The sequence below is a fragment of the Pseudomonas sp. FSL R10-1350 genome, from assembly GCF_009600525.1.
Classification (GTDB): Bacteria; Pseudomonadota; Gammaproteobacteria; order Pseudomonadales; family Pseudomonadaceae; genus Aquipseudomonas; species Aquipseudomonas helleri.
In genome coordinates, this window is the sequence record NZ_WIVR01000006.1 from 130,891 (window position 1) to 147,080 (window position 16,190).

18 protein-coding genes and 1 tRNA gene are annotated in these 16,190 nt (G+C 57.1%); 14 read left to right on the forward strand and 5 right to left on the reverse strand.

Annotation, left to right across the window (positions count from 1 at the left end; all coding sequences use genetic code 11):
* Positions 1-75: 75 nt before the first annotated feature.
* From GHO25_RS05110 to GHO25_RS05120, 3 genes are all read right to left on the reverse strand, one after another.
* Positions 76-351, reverse strand: a complete 276-nt coding sequence (locus GHO25_RS05110) for an HU family DNA-binding protein (protein ID WP_048372506.1) — start codon at positions 349-351, stop codon at positions 76-78.
* A gap of 190 nt (positions 352-541) precedes the next feature.
* Complete coding sequence (locus tag GHO25_RS05115; protein ID WP_153327563.1) at positions 542-1,690, reverse strand: NAD(P)/FAD-dependent oxidoreductase; 1,149 nt, start codon at positions 1,688-1,690, stop codon at positions 542-544.
* Between the two features lie 40 nt (positions 1,691-1,730).
* Positions 1,731-1,898 (reverse strand): rubredoxin, encoded by a 168-nt coding sequence (locus GHO25_RS05120; protein WP_002555879.1) that lies wholly within the window; start codon positions 1,896-1,898, stop codon positions 1,731-1,733.
* Between the two features lie 201 nt (positions 1,899-2,099).
* On the opposite strand from GHO25_RS05120, the gene GHO25_RS05125 reads away from it, so the two are divergent.
* The 11 genes from GHO25_RS05125 to GHO25_RS05175 all read left to right on the forward strand — a co-directional run bounded on the left by GHO25_RS05125 (position 2,100) and on the right by GHO25_RS05175 (position 12,128).
* Positions 2,100-2,663, forward strand: coding sequence for a chorismate lyase (locus GHO25_RS05125; protein ID WP_178109988.1), 564 nt, complete (start codon positions 2,100-2,102; stop codon positions 2,661-2,663).
* The gene (gene ubiA, locus GHO25_RS05130) at positions 2,663-3,553 is read left to right on the forward strand and encodes a 4-hydroxybenzoate octaprenyltransferase (protein ID WP_048372510.1); all 891 of its coding nucleotides are present in this window, start codon (positions 2,663-2,665) and stop codon (positions 3,551-3,553) included. Before GHO25_RS05125 ends, ubiA begins: the two co-directional genes overlap by 1 nt.
* A 343-nt stretch (positions 3,554-3,896) precedes the next feature.
* A complete protein-coding gene (locus GHO25_RS05135) occupies positions 3,897-4,646 on the forward strand; it encodes a tRNA-dependent cyclodipeptide synthase (protein ID WP_153390065.1) in 750 nt (249 codons plus the stop codon).
* Positions 4,647-4,648: 2 nt separating this feature from the next.
* Positions 4,649-5,614 carry a 2OG-Fe(II) oxygenase family protein gene (locus GHO25_RS05140; protein WP_178109989.1) on the forward strand — a complete coding sequence of 322 codons (966 nt, stop codon included), beginning with the start codon at positions 4,649-4,651 and terminating at the stop codon, positions 5,612-5,614.
* Positions 5,595-6,488, forward strand: coding sequence for an isopenicillin N synthase family oxygenase (locus tag GHO25_RS05145; RefSeq protein ID WP_178109990.1), 894 nt, complete (start codon positions 5,595-5,597; stop codon positions 6,486-6,488). The genes GHO25_RS05140 and GHO25_RS05145 overlap by 20 nt, the downstream gene beginning before the upstream one ends.
* Positions 6,481-7,923: a cytochrome P450 gene (locus GHO25_RS05150; protein WP_178109991.1), complete on the forward strand. Its 1,443-nt coding sequence runs from the start codon at positions 6,481-6,483 to the stop codon at positions 7,921-7,923. The genes GHO25_RS05145 and GHO25_RS05150 overlap by 8 nt, the downstream gene beginning before the upstream one ends.
* On the forward strand, positions 7,916-8,833 hold the full coding sequence (locus GHO25_RS26085) for a 2OG-Fe(II) oxygenase family protein (protein WP_256677164.1): 918 nt from the start codon (positions 7,916-7,918) through the stop codon (positions 8,831-8,833). The genes GHO25_RS05150 and GHO25_RS26085 overlap by 8 nt, the downstream gene beginning before the upstream one ends.
* 61 nt (positions 8,834-8,894) lie before the next feature.
* Entirely contained in the window at positions 8,895-9,782 is an 888-nt protein-coding gene (locus tag GHO25_RS05160; RefSeq protein WP_178109992.1) for a 2OG-Fe(II) oxygenase family protein, read from the forward strand.
* Positions 9,760-10,671, forward strand: coding sequence for a 2OG-Fe(II) oxygenase family protein (locus GHO25_RS05165; RefSeq protein WP_153390070.1), 912 nt, complete (start codon positions 9,760-9,762; stop codon positions 10,669-10,671). The genes GHO25_RS05160 and GHO25_RS05165 overlap by 23 nt, the downstream gene beginning before the upstream one ends.
* 20 nt (positions 10,672-10,691) lie before the next feature.
* Complete coding sequence (locus GHO25_RS05170) at positions 10,692-12,065, forward strand: MFS transporter (RefSeq protein WP_153390071.1); 1,374 nt, start codon at positions 10,692-10,694, stop codon at positions 12,063-12,065.
* Positions 12,056-12,128 (forward strand) — tRNA-Ile (locus GHO25_RS05175). Before GHO25_RS05170 ends, GHO25_RS05175 begins: the two co-directional genes overlap by 10 nt.
* A gap of 9 nt (positions 12,129-12,137) precedes the next feature.
* Here the strand turns inward: GHO25_RS05175 and GHO25_RS05180 are convergent.
* Positions 12,138-12,731 (reverse strand): DUF6436 domain-containing protein, encoded by a 594-nt coding sequence (locus tag GHO25_RS05180; protein WP_153390072.1) that lies wholly within the window; start codon positions 12,729-12,731, stop codon positions 12,138-12,140.
* 108 nt (positions 12,732-12,839) lie between these two features.
* On the opposite strand from GHO25_RS05180, the gene GHO25_RS05185 reads away from it, so the two are divergent.
* Entirely contained in the window at positions 12,840-13,781 is a 942-nt protein-coding gene (locus tag GHO25_RS05185) for an alpha/beta hydrolase (protein WP_153390073.1), read from the forward strand.
* Between the two features lie 90 nt (positions 13,782-13,871).
* Here GHO25_RS05185 and GHO25_RS05190 read toward each other — a convergent pair whose 3' ends face one another.
* Positions 13,872-14,360, reverse strand: coding sequence for an Lrp/AsnC ligand binding domain-containing protein (locus GHO25_RS05190; RefSeq protein WP_003437842.1), 489 nt, complete (start codon positions 14,358-14,360; stop codon positions 13,872-13,874).
* 156 nt (positions 14,361-14,516) lie between these two features.
* Here GHO25_RS05190 and dadA point away from each other — a divergent pair, with 156 nt between their 5' ends.
* Positions 14,517-15,818, forward strand: a complete 1,302-nt coding sequence (gene dadA / locus GHO25_RS05195) for a D-amino acid dehydrogenase (RefSeq protein WP_153327554.1) — start codon at positions 14,517-14,519, stop codon at positions 15,816-15,818.
* Positions 15,790-16,143: a RidA family protein gene (locus GHO25_RS05200; protein WP_153390074.1), complete on the forward strand. Its 354-nt coding sequence runs from the start codon at positions 15,790-15,792 to the stop codon at positions 16,141-16,143. Before dadA ends, GHO25_RS05200 begins: the two co-directional genes overlap by 29 nt.
* The last annotated feature ends 47 nt before the right edge of the window (positions 16,144-16,190 follow it).

Here is a 16,190-nt window from a genome sequence, read left to right on the forward strand (position 1 = left end):
ATGGCCGCATGATCGGCCAATTTACTCTCAAGAACGGGCAAGCCAGCTTGCCCGCTCCTCTAAAACCAGCCCCGCTTAAGGGTTGACGCTGTCTTTAAGGAATTTGCCAGGCTTGAAGGCTACGGTGTTGCTGGCTTTGATGGTCACTGGCTGACCGGTCTGCGGGTTCTGCCCGGTCCGTGCACCGCGATGGCGCTGGATAAACGTACCGAAACCGACCAGCGTGACGCTGTCTTTGCGGTGCAGGGCGTTGGTGATTTCTTCGAGCACTGCATTGAGTACGCGGCTGGCTTGCTCTTTGGTGAGGTCAGCCTTTTCAGCGATAGCGGCGGCGAGTTCTGGTTTACGCATGATGAAGCCTCTTTGACGGTTTTTTGTTGTTATGTCCGTGCTGCTCTTCTAAGGAGCAGCATCCAAGGCGCCGCAGGCTCTACTCTGCGGCAGACCGGTGTGAGAATGGCACGCGACCAAGTCACGCGCCACCCTCAGCAGGCGCTTTGTTGAGGCAAGGCAATGACATTTACGACAAAAGGTAGAGTGTTTACGCCAACAGCGCAGGCAACTCTTTGTTCAGCGCCAGTTTCTCGCGAACCGCCTCGCCGGTAAGGGCATAACCGAGCAGCTTGCCGTCTGCATCGCGGCACAGCGCTTTGATGTCGGCACCCTGACCTTCCACCGTCCACACACCTTCGCAACCAGGCGGCACAGGTGACACAACCAACGGGCACACCGGTGTTTTCACTGTAATCGGCATGGCGCCGTAGCTGACCGCTGTCGGGTTGCCCGCCAGGGTCTGCGCCAGCGCCCGTGCGCAACTCATCAGCGGCATCACGTAGAGCAGGCTCAAACCGTCGACCTGCGCGCAGTCGCCCAGCGCGTAGATGTTGGCGTGGGAGGTTTTAAGATGGCGGTCCACTTCGATACCGCGGTTGATCCGCAGGCCGGCAGCGGCCGCCAGATCGGTGCGTGGGCGCAAACCAATGGCTGACACCACCACATCACAGGCGACCACGCTGGCGTCCGACAAGTGCGCCTCAAGGCCATCTTCGGTGCGCTGCAAACGCGTGAGCACCGGCCCGAGATGAAAGCGTGCGCCCAGGCTTTCCAGGCCCGATTGCACGGCGGCCGCAGCCGCAGGGTGCAGCAGCGTCGGCATCACTTGCTCGCACGGCGCCACCAGGTCGACCTCATAGCCCCCCGCGATCAAGTCGTTGGCGAACTCGCAACCGATCAAACCGACACCCAGAATCAGCACACGGCGCTTGCCCGCGGCCGCTGCACGAAAGCGGGCGTAGTCTTCCAGATCATTGATCGAGAAGATCGCATCCTGAGCATCGCCTTCGACCGGCACCTGCACCGATTGCGCGCCCCAGGCCAGAATTAGATCGCGGTAAGGCACGGCTTCTTCACCGATCCACAGTTGCTTGTGGCCCGGATCAATCCCGCTGACGCGGGTGTGGGTGCGCACCTGCGCCTTGAGCTGCTCGGCCATGGCGCCGGGCAAGGCCATGCTCAAGCCGTCGGCTTCTTTGTTTTTGCCAAAGCCGGTGGACAGCATCGGCTTGGAGTAGGAACGCCCGTCATCGGACGTGATCAACAGCAGCGGTGTTTCGCTGTCCAGCTTGCGAAACTCCCGGGCCAGGTTATAGCCAGCCAGCCCAGTGCCAACGATCACAACAGGTGCGCTCATTCCAATCTCCAGAGTCAATCAATTCAAAAAACAGGGCGGATCAGCCGATTTCGATCATCTCGAAATCCATTTTGCCAACGCCGCAGTCCGGGCACAGCCAGTCTTCAGGGACGTCCTGCCACAGCGTACCGGGCGCAATACCGTCATCCGGCCAGCCATCGGCTTCGTTGTAAATCAGTCCACAAACAATGCATTGCCACTTTTTCATGGGGGTATTTCCTTTCGCTCAGGCGTGGGCGAGGGCACAGACTCTTATCAATCGGTTGTGTTACTCGCAAAATTCAGGCCGTTTGTACTGATCAACACCGACAGATGCAAGCCCGACGGCTGCCTGATGGCACTCTGGCGCTCAAGCAAGGACCAGCGTGATAAGCTCGCCCGCCTCAATGGCTGCCAATTATGACCCACTGTGCCGCACATAACTTCTACGCTGGTCTCGCCTGCCTGGCTTGAGCAAAGCGAACTTCCTGCACCGCCTGACGAACAGATCCTCGACTGGTTGTTCGACCAAGGCTCCCTGACTCAACGTCTTACCGCACTTTCAGACGGTTCCTTCAGCGTGCTGCCGCTTTTCGAAGGCTGGCAGACACTGCGTGCCGACGAATGCACGGCCCTCGGTTTGCCTGAAAACAGCCATGGCTGGGTGCGCGAAGTGTATTTACGCGGCCATCAGCAACCGTGGGTATTCGCCCGCAGCGTCGCCGCGAAAAGCGTCCTGCAAATAGGCGGCTTCGACATGGAAGCGCTGGGGGCGCGCTCACTGGGCGGCTTGCTGTTCAGCGATAACGCCTTTGAGCGCGGACCGATGCAAGTATGCCAATACCCGCGCGGCGGCTTGCCCGTGGCTGATCAGGCAGACGGCCTATGGGCACGCCGCTCGCGTTTTTCGCGGGGCCCGTTGAGCGTGCTGGTGGCCGAAGTTTTTTTACCTGACCTGTGGGCCGCCCTGAGTGCCCGACCGGAGAACAACTGATGTACGTGAGCCTGCTCAAATCACTTAATCGCTTGAACCCGCGCGCCTGGGACTTTATCCAACTGACCCGCATGGACAAGCCCATCGGCATTTACCTGCTGCTGTGGCCGACCCTGTGGGCCTTGTGGATTGCCGCCAAGGGCGTGCCTTCGCTGGGTATTCTGCTGATTTTTGTGTTCGGCGTGATCCTGACCCGCGCAGGCGGTTGCGTGATCAACGACTTTGCCGACCGCAAGGTCGATGGCCACGTCAAACGTACCGAACAACGGCCGCTGGTCAGCGGAAAAATCAGCAGCAAAGAAGCCTTGGTGTTTTTTGCGCTGCTCATGGGTATCAGCTTCCTGCTGGTGTTATGCACCAACGCCACCACCGTGTGGCTGTCATTCGGCGGCCTGGCCCTGGCGGCGAGCTACCCGTTCATGAAGCGCTACACCTACTACCCGCAAGTGGTACTGGGCGCGGCGTTCTCGTGGGGCATGCCCATGGCCTTCACCGCCCAGACCGACAGCCTGCCAGCGGCGGCGTGGTTGCTATACATCGCCAACCTGCTGTGGACCGTAGCCTACGACACCTACTACGCCATGACCGACCGCGACGACGACCTGAAAATCGGCGTTAAATCCACCGCCATCCTGTTTGGCGACGCCGACCGCGTTATCATCCTCGGCCTGCAAGGCCTGTCGTTGGGCTGCCTGCTGCTGGCCGGCGTGCAATTCGACCTCGGCGGCTGGTTCCACCTCGGCCTGCTGGTGGCTGCGGGCTGCTACCTGTGGGAATTCTGGTACACCCGCAACCGCGAACCCCAGCGCTGCTTCCAGGCGTTCCTGCACAACCACTGGGCCGGATTGGCTATCTTCGTGGGCATCGTGCTGAATTACGCACTGAACTAACGCAAACCTCCTGTAGGAGCGAGCTTGTCTCGCGATCTTTTGATCTTTAAAAGATCGCGAGACAAGCTCGCTCCTACAGTTAACCCAGCGCAGGCCTGCAAATGAGGCTTGATAACAACCCTTCACATACTTGTAGGTTAATTCATACAAAATAATTGGCAGTGTCCTACATAGTAAGACGTTGCGAATTACCGCACCTGCAATTATAAATAAATCATTCAAACAACATTTATAGATTTCAATTTCTAGAAACTGCTACTGCGTCATGTCTATTTATTCAATTCGGCTATAACTCACCAACAAGTTCGAACACTAACCATCGATACTTGAGCAAGGAGTCAGTATGTCGCACGATTTAAATAATATTTCCGGCGCCTGTAGTGTTCCGAACAGCACTTCTATTAATTTGAAATACAAAGCAAAAATAGCATCAGTATCACCGGGGGAGCATCGACATAATTTTGAGCTATCCGAGCATTGTTTTTTAGGCATCAGCCTCGAAAACAGTCATTTCCATCCCGAAAAACTGGCGAGCATTGTGCAATGGATTTCGCGGCGTTTTACCCAGTGCACTGTGCTGGTGGGAGACAGCATTCACCGCCTGACCCTCCAGTCTGTACATGACATGCATCCCTCTATAGCGCTGACCACAGCCCTGCAATTGGGTAAGCGTTTTGTCGGTGAAAGCCAGCCCGTATTTGAGCATTTTCGCGCGCTCACACAATTTCGCTTTATCACCTGCCAAGGGGTTCAGGCCCTGGCAAGTTATCAGCACTTGCATGCTCAACTCACGCACCTCTATCGAGCCGACGCCGCGTTCAGTCAGTCCGTCAAATGTTTTGCTGAGCACTACTTGCGTAAAAGGCTGGAAGCCTCGACCCCTGCCGAATGGGCACGCAAGGTCGGTTTTTCGACAGCGTACTTTCTTGAAGAATTTGCCATTTTTGCCTGCCTGCAGCAGCAGGGGCACAGCGTGATGATCTACCCCGGCTCGTTCAGCACCTTATCGGAGATCGCTCAAGGTCTACACCCCCAGGCTCCTGATGAACTCAAGGCGCTGACCATCGTTTCTCTGTGCCTCAAAGGACGATGAACATGCGCCCCTCAACCAGGCCAACCTCAGCGGGCCAGCTCTATAGCGAGCTTTACCACAAACGTGTCGATACGCGCCCCGTGGGCACAACCGCTCAATTGGTCTGTGCCTGGATTGAAGGCGGCCGGTTGGGGTTTGCCAATGATCATGATCGGCGGCAAGCGTTTGCCGACGGCGTTTTCTTACTGACTATCCCGGCAGAACTGGACATCACGGCCGCCGATCAATTCGCTAGCGAGTTTTACCGAGGAGATGCCAGCCCGTATGGGCATTTCAAAAACATTAGGGCCAACCAGTTTGACGATGAACTGCTGGGGTTCCATCAGCGCGTCGACCAGATTGAGCAATTTTTGCTGGAACGCCGGTTTTGGAGTCGCTATTACCCAACTGAAATTACCCGGATAGCCGAGAAAATGACCGAAATATCCCGGCTGATCCTGGGCGCCGCACTGGACTACGCCGGCATACCGAAACACCTCTGGCCTCAAGCCACTGGCGGTTGTTCACAAGGCGCAGGGGCTTACCACCTGACCTTCAACCATTACCGCGCGCAGTTACCAGAGGCGGGGTTAAGCTCGCACAAAGATGATGGTTTTTTGACAATTCTGCGCACCACTCAACCTGGACTTGAGGTAAACCGCCTTGATCGTTGGGAGTCAGTTAAATGTGCGCCTGATACATTCGTGATCAACTTCGGGCTGTCAATGGAGTGGTTAACAGCTCATTGCGACTCGCCAGTGGCTGCTATCTTGCACCGAGTAACGCACCAAGCCCAAGACCGCATTAGTTTTGGGCACTTCAGTTCCAGTAACTTTATACCCCATGACCATGGCATCTTTTCTTATTACCCAACACGGGGCCTGGAACGCATCTGTGATGCTCGAGAGTTAATTAACAATAATGACCAGGAGATTTACCAAGGCACTGTCAATGCAGGAGGCGCGCAAAATGAAAACACACAAGATTAATATGCAGCGTGCCATTATTTATCAAGACGCTTTACTATTTAAAACGCCATTCAGTTTACGCGCGGCCATAGAGCAAGGTTTATTTTTACTGAAAATCCCGGAAACGTTAAATCTTGAGCCGGGGATAAAACTGTGCCGCGAGTTTTATTTACCCGCCACGTCTTCCACCCGCTATCGCGGCTTCCGTCCTCAAACCGATATTTATTTCGATCGCGAACATTTTCAGACTGAACATCTGTTAGTCGATAAAACGCGCTGGGCCACACGCCTGCCAGGTGCCGTGGTGAAAATGGTGCTCGCAATGGACGCGCTTGGCCAAGTGATTCTTCAGGCAGCCTTGCGCGAACTTGGAGTGGCTCAGGCGCTATGGGCATCCGCCAGTGGTGGCGCAGTGACAGGCCAGGGCACCCATTGGTTTGCCGCAAGCCATTACCGTCCCGAACGCCATTTGCCGGGTTGTGCAGAACATCAGGACACCGGTTTTGTGACGCTGCTGTACACCCGCCAATCAGGCCTTGAGGCATTCATCGACGGGGGGTGGCAGCCTATTGAACCGGAACCTGGGTATTTCATTGTCAACTTCGGCGCGTGCCTTGAATTACTCAGTGCGCAACTGCCGCTTTCGGCTCGAGCCATTAAGCATCGCGTGCGCGAGTGCGCGGCGCTGCCGGGACAAGAAGACCGCTTCTCGTTTGCCACGTTCCTCAATCCTCCCGCCAGCGCTGACCTCTACGAAGTGCAGCCTTTGGGCGAGTTGCGACGGCTGATGAGTGCTGAAGCATTCCTTCGTCGATTCAACGAGCGCACCTGGCAAGACCGGCATGCCTCATTCGGCATCCTCTCTGAACAGACTCAGGGCACGCCCAATGAATAAACAATGCCCGCCTTTTGCCGGACTCATTGCGCATCATCCAGGACCTTGCCCCGTGCGCGGGCATGGCGACGAGTTCCACATTGCAACCTCTGTGCAAGGCTTGCCCGCCACTGAGTACTTTAAGGTCAGCGGAATTCGTCACTGCGCTGAACAGTCAGGCGGCCTTTGCAGTTTCTGGATGGGCGAACAACTGGCGCTTTATCAGATGGACAATCGTGCGCTATTCAATGATGAGGACCTTGCGCCCTCAACCGATGCCAATCATGAGTTGTTCGGTGGCTTTTTGGGCTCACTGCACATCAGTGACCCATTGCGCTCGCAAAAACGTAGGGCAGTGGAGCATGTGCTCGGGAGTCAGCGTTTTATCGACAGCATAAAAGACGATATTCGTCGTTTGGCAGCCGTCTTTTTGCACCAATGCCCGCGCACTCCGATGTGCATGGAGAAATTGACCTTATTGTGGGTCAGTCAAATTGATAGCTATCTACCAGGCATCCTGGACTGCACGATAAAAAGCCTGGACCAGTACCTGCAAGACGATCAGTTCAGGGACGTGGTCAGCGGATTCTTCGAACAGGCCTCCAAGGTCATCAGTCATGACGACAGGCTCGCGCTAAAGCAGCATGAAGCCTTGAAACCGTTCATCAAAGACCTGCTGCTCACCAACTTCGACGCCATTGAAAAAGCGCCCCTGACCAACCTGATCCTTGGCCATTTCGCCCTTTGGGCGCTGCCTTTTACCCGAAAAAACATTGAAAACCTGAGTACGGAGCGGGCTCTGGAGATCGGCACAATCATCATTGCAACCTATGACACTACGGCGCTTAGCCTGTTGTGGTCGCTGGCGTACATCGAGACCTCTGCCCAGGTTAAACGTGAGGTCCTGTTAGCGGCCTCAGACAGTTGCACTCAAGCACCAAACGTTATTGATCTGGCGGTCATGGAAGCGCTGCGTCTAGGAGGCTCCAACCCAACAGCGCTTTGGCGTCGGACGCTTATGCCGTGCGAAATCGAACATGCAGGTCAGCGCGTGCTAGTCCCCGAGGACACCCAGTTGTGGCTGGACCGCTGGCAGGCCAATAGAGATCCTCACATTTTTACCCAGCCTGAAGCTTTCGATGTCACCCATATTCTGGCACTGCAAAAAAAGGACGACACAGCCCACACGCTCTGCACCTCACTGCTGGCGCGCAATCGCTATGACATCAACTCGTTCAGCATGCTCAACACCCGGCGCAACCCACGCAAATGCCCAGGCCGTCTGTTCTCAGTCAACATTCAAGGATTGTTGCTACGTGAGCTTTATGGCCGCTTTGAGGTCAGCAGCGAAGGTATCGACCTCAGTCTGCGCCGCCATTGCGCGATGCCCAAGCCCGCACAGCCAGGCGTATTGACCCTGCGCCCCAAACACTGTGGAGATCAGAGCGATGGTTAATCGCCACACTGCTACCTACCGGGACAGCCTGACATTGCCTTCACCGTTGCATCAGGCCCACGCACAGGCCATGTACCCGCCCTGTGCTCTGGAGCGGGCACGACTTGCGGGCACGAAATTGGTCTTCGATTCGCCCAATGGGTTTGCCCGTGGGCTTGAGCAAGGTTTCTTTTTGCTGAAAATGCCCCAAGGCTTGGTGTGTAAGGCCGCTGATCAATTTGCACAGCAGTTTTACCTGCCCCAAAACGGCTTTCTCGACATGGACGTGCCCGGGCTCTATCAGGGCTATTTCGACCGCCCCCACGATCAATGGGAAAACTTCTACATCGAGCGCGCCAATTGGCACTTGTTACCCCAATCAGTGGCGATAGTGGGTACTCAAATGGCAGCCATCGGCATCAGTGTGCTGCGCAGCACCTTGGCCCACCTCAAGCTCCCGGTCCGCGACTGGCCTTGCATTTCGTCAGGTCTTAGCGAGAACGGCGGGCATCAGATGCTGGCATTCAACCATTTTCGGTCGTCAAAAAAGGCTCGCGGCTGCAAATTTCACCGCGATTCGGGGTGGGTGACGGTACTTCGCTCTACCGAGCCCGGCTTATATGCGTGGATTAACGGGCAGATACGGGCGATCAACCCGGAACCAGGCTACTTCATCATCAATTTCGGCAGTTCCTTCGAGGTGCTGACCGGAAGGCTTGAAACACCCGTCAGGGCCAATATTCACGGCGTTGCGCAACTCGAACCCCGTGAGCCAGGACGCGAAAGAACCTCATATGCGCTTTTTCTCGACTCGGCGCTCGACGGCACTATCTACCAATACCGTCGTGGCCGGGCTGTGGTGCTGCAAAGCGTGGCGGACTTTGCCGAACAGGAAGTCGCACGTACCTACGACAGGACACACACGCTGTAACAACGGGCAAGGTTATCCACAGGCCCTGATATCCAAAGATGGACGCTTCAGTGGAGGTAGCATGAGCTTATCCGCAGCCGATCAACCCCGTGCGATAGCGTTGCCCCGAGCACGTTTGACCCACCACGGCCTGGCCTTCAGCAAGAGCACGCTTGAACAGGCGCTAAGCCTTGGCGCATTTTTGCTGGAAATCCCGCAGGGTGTAGACCTGAACCCGGGCTTTGAGTTGTGCCGTAATTTTTATCAACCCCGGCTAGACACTCTGGATCGAATGCGCGGCCATCGTGAGCATGCCCACCCACGCTCAAAGTTAGGCTACGAAGATCGCCCCAATCAGGTCGAACAACTGCAAATCGAGAGCCATCTGTGGCACGAGTATTTTGCATTGCCTGTAACCGAGTTACTGGAGGCCATGAAAATCCTGACGGTACAGGTCTTGCGTCATTTGTTTGAGGCCTCAAAGGTGCGCAAGGAGCACTGGGCAACCATCACCGGGGCAACGCTGGACGAGACAAGCCTGTGTTACACGACGCTCAACCACTACCGTGCCTGTGTCAGAGGCACACTGGGGATCGTCGAACACACTGACAGCGGTTTTATCACCCTGATCGCAGCTGATCAGCCAGGATTCGAAATCCTCCACAAGGGCGTGTGGCAAGCCGTTGCACTGGAGCCACGCTGTTTTATCGTCAACTTGGGCGACGCCTATCAAATCCTGACAGCCCATTTGCCCTTGCCTGGCCGGGCCGTCTTGCACCGCGTTATCGAAACCCGGCCCGCAGCGCAGGCGCCGGATCGGTCGTCATTCACGGTGTACATGGGGCCTGACTTTGATATGGACCTCTATCAATACAACCCATCGGGCGCCTTGGACAGGTATCAGTCGTTCAGAGCCTTTTCAGTGCAAAAAGCGCAAGGAATGGGCTATGCCTTCCATTCCCGCGTGTAATCGCCCGTGGCAACAAGCCACGCTGACCAACCATGGTCTGCAATTTGATCAGGCCAACGGCATGCAACAGGCGCTACTCGACGGTTTTTTCTTCGTTGAGCCCTCCGCGCCAATTGACCTTGCGCCGGGAGATCGATTCGCCCGCCACTTTTATTTGCCCCCGCCTCCAAACGAGCCACGCGACTGCGCTTATCGCGGATTTAAAACCCAAACCGAAACCGAACTCGGCCCTCTTCAAGGGTATTTCTGCAGAGATGCAGATCAGACAGAACAATTCTTTTTGCGCAGCACACATTGGCAACAGCTGTTTCCCCAAGCAGTGTGCAGCCTGGCGCAACATCTGAAAGCCTTGGCCATCGAGGTGATGCTGGCCGTACTGAAGCATCTGGATATTCCACGCGCACTTTGGCTCAAAGCCACAGGTCACTGCATGACCCAGGCGGGTACCCATACGTTAACGTTCAATCATTTTCGCCCCCACGTAAAAGCGCGCGGCTTGAACGTTCACAAAGACTCCGGCTGGGTCACGGTGTTGCGCTCACTGGAGCCTGGGCTTGAGGTTTTGCGCGAGGGTATCTGGTGCCCGATTGACCCCCGGCCCGGGTGTTTTATCGTCAACTTCGGATGCGCGATGGAAATCCTGACCCGACACACAGCCAGGCCCGTCGCAGCAGTCGCGCACAGGGTCGTGCAGCAGCGACCTGAACATGCCAAAGAGGACCGTTTTTCATACGCGTTGTTTCTCGACAGCAGCCTCGACAAACAGATGTGCGAAGGCCTTTACACCTATAAGCCAGAGCATGGCCTTGAGTTAGTGGCCGACTTTGAGCAGTTCCTCACTTCCATTCTTGACCAGACGTACCAACCCCATTCAGTGGGCCTGTATTGAACACCAACCCGCAGGTGGCCATGAAATCGACTTCTGAACGGTCTCAACGTCTGGCATTACTGGCCTTTTCAGCCGGAATTTTTTGTATTCAGATGGATGCGTTTGCATTGAATTTGGCGCTGCTGCCCATCGCCCATGACTTTGCGGCGTCGGTAGCACACGTTAAATGGGTGGTGAGTGGTTATTTGCTCTGCGTCGGTACGTTGATGCTGGCTGCCGGCCGCTTGAGTGATGGTATTGGCCATCGCCGTATGTTGCGCACAGGGCTGTCGCTGTTCGGCCTGGCGTCATTACTGTGTGCCGTTACGCCGACACTGAACGGGCTAATTGCTGCGCGTGTGCTTCAGGGCATCGGCGCCGCCTGCATCATGCCCTCGGGCCTCGCACTGTTGAGCCATGTGTACCCCAGCGCACGTCGCGGTCGGGCAATGGGTTTGGCGATAGGGCTTGGGGCCATCGCCACGGTGATTGGCCCTTTTATAGGGGCTGCAATGAGCCAATGGTTCAGTTGGCGGTTTATTTTCTGGATCAATGTGCCCGTGGTGCTATTCGCACTCGGGTGTTGCTGGCCAATAGCCGGGCAACACCCGTCAGGCGAGCGCGCAGCCGTGGATGGGCTGGGGTTGCTGTTGGTCAGTGTAGGGCTGGTCGCCTTCGGCTTCTTGCTGGATGAACTGGGCACTCACGCATGGGCAAGCCCGCAAACGGTCTTTATCGTCAGCGCACTGGTGCTCAGTTTCAGTCTGTTCGCCTGGCGCGAAAAACACGCCGCCACCCCTCTGATCGCGACCTGCCTGTTTCGCAATGCCCCGTACTGGATGCTGACGTTAGCCGGGGCCGTGGTGAATACCTCAACGGTGGTGCATCTGTTTGTGGTGCCGTTGTCGTTGCAAAGCGTGTGGGGGTTGAGCCCCTTGCAAGCAGGTATCGCATTCCTTGGCTCGGCGGTGCTTCTGGCCTGCGGTGGGCCCATTGCTGGCCGCATCCCGTCATCTTGCGCAGTGAGAGCGATGGCTACCTGCCTGTGCGCCAGCGCGGCGTTACTGCTGGGCGCTGCGTTTGCACTAAGCGAATGGCTCTATCTGCTGCTGGTCACCTTGTGTGGAGGATTTCTAGGGGTCGCCAATGCGCTGACCTTAATCGCGACGCAAGCTGTTGTGGGTGAGCACGTAGCGGGTGTGGCCAGCGGCCTGACCAAAACCATCATCACCTTGGCGGCAGGCTTCGGTGTCATTCTCGCTGGACGCAGCACGGGCGAAATGCTGGACATTCAGGGGGTATTTACCAGCCTCGCCCTTTGTTGTTTCGTTGCCAGCTTGATGTTGTGGGCAGGGCAGCGGTATTGGGGCGGGCACACAGGTCAGCAACCTGTGGATAAGTTAACTGGCCGGTAGCTCAGCGGGTAGAGCGCACTCTTGATAAGGGTGAGGTGGAAGGTTCGAGCCCTTCCCGGCCAATCATTGCTTTCAACGCTGCATGGGCAGTGACTGCTTCGACGACCACGGGCAGTAACACCCCACCGCCAGGGTGTGAGTGGCGTTGACGCTGCGGCCTTGGGTCAAGGCTTGCAGCACGGGTTCGATGAAGCTGTTGCTGGCGTTGCAGGTGGCGCCTTCGCTGTAGGGGCCGAAGTAGGCCAGTTGGCCGCTGCGGTCCCAGATGGCAACCGCCGGGCTGACGCTCAGGTTTTCGGCGCCGGGCAGGGCGGTCAGGGGTTTGATCGCGCCCAGGCTGGCAGGCAACTGGCCCTGGCTGCCGGGCTTTTGGACGGCATAAAATTCAACGCCCTGCGGCAGGTAGGTCGTCATCAGTTCGCTCAAGTGTTGCTGGTTGCCGACATTGCAGGGGCAGGCCGGGTCCCAGAAGTGCACCACGCGAATCGGCCCGGGCCCCGAGAGGTCTGCGGGCAGGGCCAGCACGTCCCCGGCAAACAAAACGGTCTGGTCGTTGAACGCACGGATATAACGCCCCTCAAACCAGTGGTAAGCGGCCCACACACCCACGGCGCAGGTCAGCACCAGCAGCCAGGCAAGCCAGGTTTTAAGGGTCGGTACAGGCATGCTGAATGTTCCTGAAAGGGCGAGTAGCTTGCCATGCTTAAACTGACAGCAGAATATCGTCAGCTATAAAGACTGTTCTGCCTTCATGCCTTTCTGTTTGGAACCCCTATGTCTGTCGCGTTTTCCCCCGAGTCCTTGCGCCCCCATTTACAACCGTTGGTCGCAGGTCAGCCTTTATCGAGTGAGGATCTGGCATACCAGCATTTTTACGGGCTGGACTTTGCGCAGCGCGCAGTACCGGTCCGTCGTCAGTTGGGGCGCTTCAGTGCCGCAGGCTACGACTTGGTCAGCCAGGTGTGGTGGCCTGAGTCCACACCCAAAGCCACGCTGTTTGTGATCCACGGTTTTTACGATCACATGGGGCTGTATCGGCATGTGATCGAGTGGGGGTTGAACCACGGTTTTGTGGTCATTGCCTGCGACTTGCCGGGCCACGGCCTGTCGAGCGGCGAGCGCGCCAGCATCGGCGACTTTTATCAGTACCAGGAGGCGCTGCAAGGCCTGTTTATCGAGGCCCAATCGCTGAACCTGCCGCAGCCCTGGCACTTGATCGGGCAAAGCACCGGTGGTGCGGTGGTGTTGGACCATTTGCTGCATCACGGCGAGCAAAGCCCGGCGCAGGGCCAGGCCATCTTGCTGGCGCCGCTGGTGCGACCCAAAGACTGGCAGTGGTCCAAGTTCAGCTATTACCTGCTCAGGCCCTTTGTTAAAGGCATTGAGCGGCGCTTCAGCGAGAACACCAATGACCCGGACTTCATGCCGTTTTTACAGGCCGATCCGCTACAGCCCGTGCGTCTGCCCACCGCCTGGATCGGCGCCATGGCGCGCTGGATCCCCCGGGTCGAGGCCTTGCCGCCGAGCGCCCGCCAGCCCTTGGTGATTCAGGGCCAGGCGGATAAAACCGTTGATTGGGAGCACAACCTCAAGGTGCTGGACGCCAAGTTCAATCACCCGCAGGTGCTGCTGATTCCCCAGGCCCGTCACCATCTGGCCAATGAAACTGCCGACATTCGGGCGCAGTATTTTGCGTTTCTGGATCAGCACTTTTGACCTCAAAACGGCCCCTGTAGGAGCGAGCTTGCCTCGCGATCTTTTGATTTTTAAAGATCAAGAGATCGCGAGGCAAGCTCGCTCCTACAGTCAATCCGGGATCGGCAGGTTCAGGCTTTCTTTGACTTCTTCCATCACGATGTAGCTCTTGGACTCCCGCACGTGGGGCAGCTTGAGCAATATGTCGCCCAGCAGTTTGCGGTACGAGGCCATCTCGCTGATCCGCGCCTTGACCAAATAGTCGAAGTCACCCGACACCAGATGGCACTCCAGCACATGGGGCAGTTTCAGAACGGCACGTCGGAATTCTTCAAAGGTGTCGCCAGATTTGTAGTCGAGGCTGATTTCGACAAACACCAGCAAACTGCCCTGCAAGTGCTGCGGGTTGAGCCGGGCGTTGTAGCCCATGATGATCCCTTCGCGCTCCAGCCTGCGTACGCGCTCGGTGCAGGGCGTGGTCGACAGCCCGACTTTCTCGCCCAGCTCGGTAAACGAGATGCGCCCGTCGGCCTGCAGAATGCGCAAAATATTGCGGTCGATCTTGTCTAATTCACGCTTTGTTTGGTGATTTGTACGCATAGGAGATTCTCCTTTGTCAAAAGCGTTTTGGCCGAGAATTGTCGCCAAATATAGCTGGTTATACAGTGAAACTCACTGGCTAAAGCTTCTTATACTGCGCGCATCTTCGCTTTGAATAATAAACGTCTGCGGCGGGCCGCGATGAGGGATAAAAATATGCGCGTTATGGTATTGGGTGGCGGCGTGATTGGCACAGCCAGCGCCTATTATCTGGCCCGAGCCGGGTTCGACGTGGTCGTGGTAGACCGTCAGCCTGCCGTGGCAATGGAAACCAGCTTTGCCAACGCCGGCCAGGTTTCGCCTGGCTATGCCTCACCGTGGGCCGCGCCAGGCGTGCCGCTCAAAGCCATCAAGTGGCTGATGGAGCGCCACGCACCGTTGGCGATCAAGGCCACTGGCGACATCGACCAATACCTGTGGATGGCGCAGATGCTACGCAACTGCACCGCCAGCCGTTACGCCGTTAACAAAGAGCGCATGGTGCGTCTGTCCGAGTACAGCCGTGACTGCCTCGATGAACTGCGCGCAGAAACCGGCATTGCCTACGAGGCCCGCAACCTCGGTACCACGCAACTGTTCCGTACCCAGGCGCAACTGGACGGCGCGGCCAAAGACATCGCCGTACTCAAAGAGTCGGGCGTGCCGTTTGAGCTGCTCGACCGTGAAGGCATCGCCCGTGTTGAACCGGCGCTGGCCAGCGTCACCAACATTCTGTCTGGCGCCTTGCGCCTGCCGAATGACCAAACTGGCGACTGCCAGATGTTTACCACCCGCCTGGCTGAAATGGCCATTCAACTGGGTGTCGAATTCCGCTTTGGCCAGGACATTCAGCGCCTGGACTACGCAGGCGATCGCATCAATGGCGTGATGATCGACGGCAAGCTCGAAACCGCTGACCGCTACGTGTTGGCCTTGGGCAGCTACTCGCCACAAATGCTCAAGCCGCTGGGCATCAAGGCGCCGGTTTACCCGCTCAAGGGTTACTCGCTGACCATCCCGATCACCAACCCGGCCATGGCTCCGACCTCGACCATTCTGGACGAAACCTTCAAGATCGCGATCACCCGTTTTGACAACCGCATTCGCGTCGGCGGCATGGCGGAAATCGCCGGGTTTGACCTGTCGCTGAAGCCACAACGGCGTGAAACCCTGGAACTGTGCGTCAACGATCTTTACCCTCAGGGCGGTGACTTGAGCAAGGCCAGTTTCTGGACCGGCCTGCGTCCAGCCACCCCGGACGGCACACCGATTGTGGGCGCGACCCCGTTCAAAAACCTGTTTCTGAACACCGGTCATGGCACACTCGGCTGGACCATGGCGTGCGGCTCTGGTCGCTTCCTCGCTGACGTGATGGCCAAAAAGACCCCACAAATCAGCGCCGAAGGCCTCGATATTTCTCGTTACGGCAACCACCAGGAGACTGCAAAACATGGCAATCCAGCGCCAGCTCACCAATGACCGCATGAGCCAGATCGTGGCTCATAACGGCACCGTTTACCTGTCCGGACAAGTCGGCGACGACATGAACGCAGGGGTTGAGCAGCAGACCCGCGAAACCCTGGCAAACATCGAGCGTTTGCTGGATCTGGCAGGCACCGACAAAAGCCACATTCTGTCGGTGACCATCTACCTCAAAGACATTGATGCCGACTTCGCAGGCATGAACAGTGTGTGGGACAAGTGGCTGCCAAAAGGCGCGCAACCGGCCCGCGCCACTGTAGAAGCCAAACTGTGCGAACCCGAGATCTTGGTGGAGTTGTCGGTGGTGGCCGCACTGCCATAACGTCACCGTCGCCAAGCAAAGTCCCTCTTGCGGTGCGGTACGCGGTT

What these genes read in the sequence shown, in the direction of transcription:
- GHO25_RS05115 (WP_153327563.1), bottom strand. Translation starts at nt 1,690, where the DNA reads ATGAGCGCACCTGTTGTGATCGTTGGCACTGGGCTGGCTGGCTATAAC.
- dadA (WP_153327554.1), top strand. Translation starts at nt 14,517, where the DNA reads ATGCGCGTTATGGTATTGGGTGGCGGCGTGATTGGCACAGCCAGCGCC.
- GHO25_RS05145 (WP_178109990.1), top strand. Translation starts at nt 5,595, where the DNA reads ATGAAAACACACAAGATTAATATGCAGCGTGCCATTATTTATCAAGAC.
- GHO25_RS05135 (WP_153390065.1), top strand. Translation starts at nt 3,897, where the DNA reads ATGTCGCACGATTTAAATAATATTTCCGGCGCCTGTAGTGTTCCGAAC.
- GHO25_RS05200 (WP_153390074.1), top strand. Translation starts at nt 15,790, where the DNA reads ATGGCAATCCAGCGCCAGCTCACCAATGACCGCATGAGCCAGATCGTG.
- ubiA (WP_048372510.1), top strand. Translation starts at nt 2,663, where the DNA reads ATGTACGTGAGCCTGCTCAAATCACTTAATCGCTTGAACCCGCGCGCC.
- GHO25_RS05180 (WP_153390072.1), bottom strand. Translation starts at nt 12,731, where the DNA reads ATGCCTGTACCGACCCTTAAAACCTGGCTTGCCTGGCTGCTGGTGCTG.
- GHO25_RS05120 (WP_002555879.1), bottom strand. Translation starts at nt 1,898, where the DNA reads ATGAAAAAGTGGCAATGCATTGTTTGTGGACTGATTTACAACGAAGCC.
- GHO25_RS05185 (WP_153390073.1), top strand. Translation starts at nt 12,840, where the DNA reads ATGTCTGTCGCGTTTTCCCCCGAGTCCTTGCGCCCCCATTTACAACCG.
- GHO25_RS05170 (WP_153390071.1), top strand. Translation starts at nt 10,692, where the DNA reads ATGAAATCGACTTCTGAACGGTCTCAACGTCTGGCATTACTGGCCTTT.
- GHO25_RS26085 (WP_256677164.1), top strand. Translation starts at nt 7,916, where the DNA reads ATGGTTAATCGCCACACTGCTACCTACCGGGACAGCCTGACATTGCCT.
- GHO25_RS05190 (WP_003437842.1), bottom strand. Translation starts at nt 14,360, where the DNA reads ATGCGTACAAATCACCAAACAAAGCGTGAATTAGACAAGATCGACCGC.
- GHO25_RS05165 (WP_153390070.1), top strand. Translation starts at nt 9,760, where the DNA reads ATGCCTTCCATTCCCGCGTGTAATCGCCCGTGGCAACAAGCCACGCTG.
- GHO25_RS05140 (WP_178109989.1), top strand. Translation starts at nt 4,649, where the DNA reads ATGCGCCCCTCAACCAGGCCAACCTCAGCGGGCCAGCTCTATAGCGAG.
- GHO25_RS05160 (WP_178109992.1), top strand. Translation starts at nt 8,895, where the DNA reads ATGAGCTTATCCGCAGCCGATCAACCCCGTGCGATAGCGTTGCCCCGA.
- GHO25_RS05110 (WP_048372506.1), bottom strand. Translation starts at nt 351, where the DNA reads ATGCGTAAACCAGAACTCGCCGCCGCTATCGCTGAAAAGGCTGACCTC.
- GHO25_RS05150 (WP_178109991.1), top strand. Translation starts at nt 6,481, where the DNA reads ATGAATAAACAATGCCCGCCTTTTGCCGGACTCATTGCGCATCATCCA.